Consider the following 3059-nt stretch of genomic DNA (forward strand, 5'->3'; position numbering starts at 1 on the left):
CGAGGCTTGTGGCCTCGCGACTCGCAATATGAATCATGCTGACCGATATGTCGTCGATCCTGTCGCAATCCCGGCGGTTTGCCTGGGCAAACCCCTTGGGTGTTATATGGTCAAGCCTCACGGGCAATTAGTACTGGTTAGCTCAACACATTGCTGTGCTTCCACACCCAGCCTATCAACCTTGTCGTCTTCAAGGGCCCTTCAGGAGGCGCAAGGCCTCAGGGAAGTCTCATCTTGAAGGGGGCTTCCCGCTTAGATGCCTTCAGCGGTTATCCCGTCCGAACGTAGCTACCGGGCAATGCCATTGGCATGACAACCCGAACACCAGAGGTTCGTCCACTCCGGTCCTCTCGTACTAGGAGCAGCTCTTCTCAAACTTCCGACGCCCACGGCAGATAGGGACCGAACTGTCTCACGACGTTCTAAACCCAGCTCGCGTACCACTTTAAATGGCGAACAGCCATACCCTTGGGACCGACTTCAGCCCCAGGATGTGATGAGCCGACATCGAGGTGCCAAACACCGCCGTCGATGTGAACTCTTGGGCGGTATCAGCCTGTTATCCCCGGAGTACCTTTTATCCGTTGAGCGATGGCCCTTCCATACAGAACCACCGGATCACTAGAACCTACTTTCGTACCTGCTCGACGTGTCTGTCTCGCAGTCAAGCACCCTTATGCTCTTGCACTCAATGCACGATTTCCAACCGTGCTGAGGGTACCTTCGTGCTCCTCCGTTACTCTTTGGGAGGAGACCGCCCCAGTCAAACTACCCACCATACACTGTCCTCGATCCGGATGACGGACCTGAGTTAGAACGCCAATGATGTCAGGCTGGTATTTCAAGGTTGGCTCCACCGCATCTGGCGATGTGGTTTCAAAGCCTCCCAGCTATCCTACACAGACAACATCAGCATCCAGTGTAAAGCTATAGTAAAGGTTCACGGGGTCTTTCCGTCTAGCCGCGGGTACACAGCATCTTCACTGCGATTTCAATTTCACTGAGTCTCGGGTGGAGACAGCGTGGCCATCATTACGCCATTCGTGCAGGTCGGAACTTACCCGACAAGGAATTTCGCTACCTTAGGACCGTTATAGTTACGGCCGCCGTTTACCGGGGCTTCGATCAAGAGCTTCGGACGAATCCTAACCCCATCAATTAACCTTCCGGCACCGGGCAGGCGTCACACCCTATACGTCCGCTTGCGCGTTTGCAGAGTGCTGTGTTTTTAATAAACAGTTGCAGCCACCTGGTATCTTCGACCGGTAGGAGCTTACGGAGCAAGTCCTTCACTCTAACCGGTGCACCTTCTCCCGAAGTTACGGTGCCATTTTGCCTAGTTCCTTCACCCGAGTTCTCTCAAGCGCCTTGGTATTCTCTACCTGACCACCTGTGTCGGTTTGGGGTACGGTCGCATGTGATCTGAAGCTTAGAGGCTTTTCCTGGAAGCGTGGCATCGATGACTTCCTGACCGTGGTCAGTTCGTCTCGCATCTCGACCTCAGAGGAACCGGATTTGCCTGATTCCTCGGCCTACATGCTTTCACCAGGACAACCAACGCCTGGCTCACCTAGCCTTCTTCGTCCCCCCATCGCAACCACATCCGGTACGGGAATATTAACCCGTTTCCCATCGACTACGCGTTTCCGCCTCGCCTTAGGGGCCGACTCACTCTGCTCCGATTAACGTAGAACAGAAAACCTTGGTCTTCCGGCGGGGGAGTTTTTCACTCCCCTTATCGTTACTCATGTCAGCATTCGCACTCGTGATACCTCCAGCAGACTTCTCAATCCACCTTCATTGGCTTACACGACGCTCCTCTACCGCTCATCCAGAGGATGAACCCGTAGCTTCGGTACCTGATTTAGCCCCGTTATATCTTCCGCGCAGGCCGACTCGACTAGTGAGCTATTACGCTTTCTTTAAAGGATGGCTGCTTCTAAGCCAACCTCCTAGCTGTCTGAGCCTTCCCACATCGTTTCCCACTTAATCAGGATTTTGGGACCTTAGCTGACGGTCTGGGTTGTTTCCCTTTTCACAACGGACGTTAGCACCCGCTGTGTGTCTCCCACGCTGCACTCACTGGTATTCGGAGTTTGCCTCGGGTTGGTAAGTCGGGATGACCCCCTAGCCGAAACAGTGCTCTACCCCCAGCGGTGATACGTGAGGCGCTACCTAAATAGCTTTCGAGGAGAACCAGCTATCTCCGGGCTTGATTAGCCTTTCACTCCGATCCACAGCTCATCCCAGCATTTTTCAACATACTTGGGTTCGGGCCTCCAATTGATGTTACTCAATCTTCACCCTGGCCATGGATAGATCGCCCGGTTTCGGGTCTATACCCTGCGACTGGTCGCCCAGTTAAGACTCGGTTTCCCTACGCCTCCCCTATACGGTTAAGCTCGCCACAGAATATAAGTCGCTGACCCATTATACAAAAGGTACGCGGTCACACCACGAAGGTGCTCCCACTGCTTGTACGCATACGGTTTCAGGATCTATTTCACTCCCCTCGCCGGGGTTCTTTTCGCCTTTCCCTCACGGTACTGGTTCACTATCGGTCAGCCAGGAGTATTTAGCCTTGGAGGATGGTCCCCCCATGTTCAGTCAGGGTTTCTCGTGCCCCGACCTACTCGATTTCACGTGACTCGGACTTCGACTACGGGACTATCACCCTGTATCGTCAAGCTTCCCAGCTTGTTCGCCTGTCGGTTGTCACGCTTAAGGGCTGGTCCCCGTTCGCTCGCCGCTACTTGGGGAATCTCGGTTGATTTCTTTTCCTCCGGGTACTTAGATGTTTCAGTTCCCCGGGTTTGCCTCTATAGGTTATGTATTGGCCTATAGATACTCACCTGATGGTGAGTGGGTTTCCCCATTCGGAAATCGTTGGGTCGCAGGGTATTTGCCACCTCGCCAACGCTTATCGCAGGCTATCACGTCCTTCATCGCCTCTGGCTGCCAAGGCATCCACCGTATGCGCTTAATCGCTTGACCATATAACCCCAAGGGGTCTGTCAAGGATTACGACTCTGTCGGACCTCTCCGACATATCGTTTGAT

The 3059-nt window shown here is 53.7% G+C and carries 1 rRNA gene; it reads right to left on the reverse strand.

Annotated elements, in window-relative coordinates:
* Nucleotides 1–106 precede the first annotated feature (106 nt).
* Nucleotides 107–2994: ribosomal RNA gene (locus NH396_RS16970) — 23S ribosomal RNA — on the reverse strand.
* Between the last annotated feature and the right edge of the window lie 65 nt (nucleotides 2995–3059).

Origin of the sequence: Cobetia sp. Dlab-2-AX (assembly GCF_024124625.1) — a bacterium.
Classification (GTDB): domain Bacteria; phylum Pseudomonadota; class Gammaproteobacteria; order Pseudomonadales; family Halomonadaceae; genus Cobetia.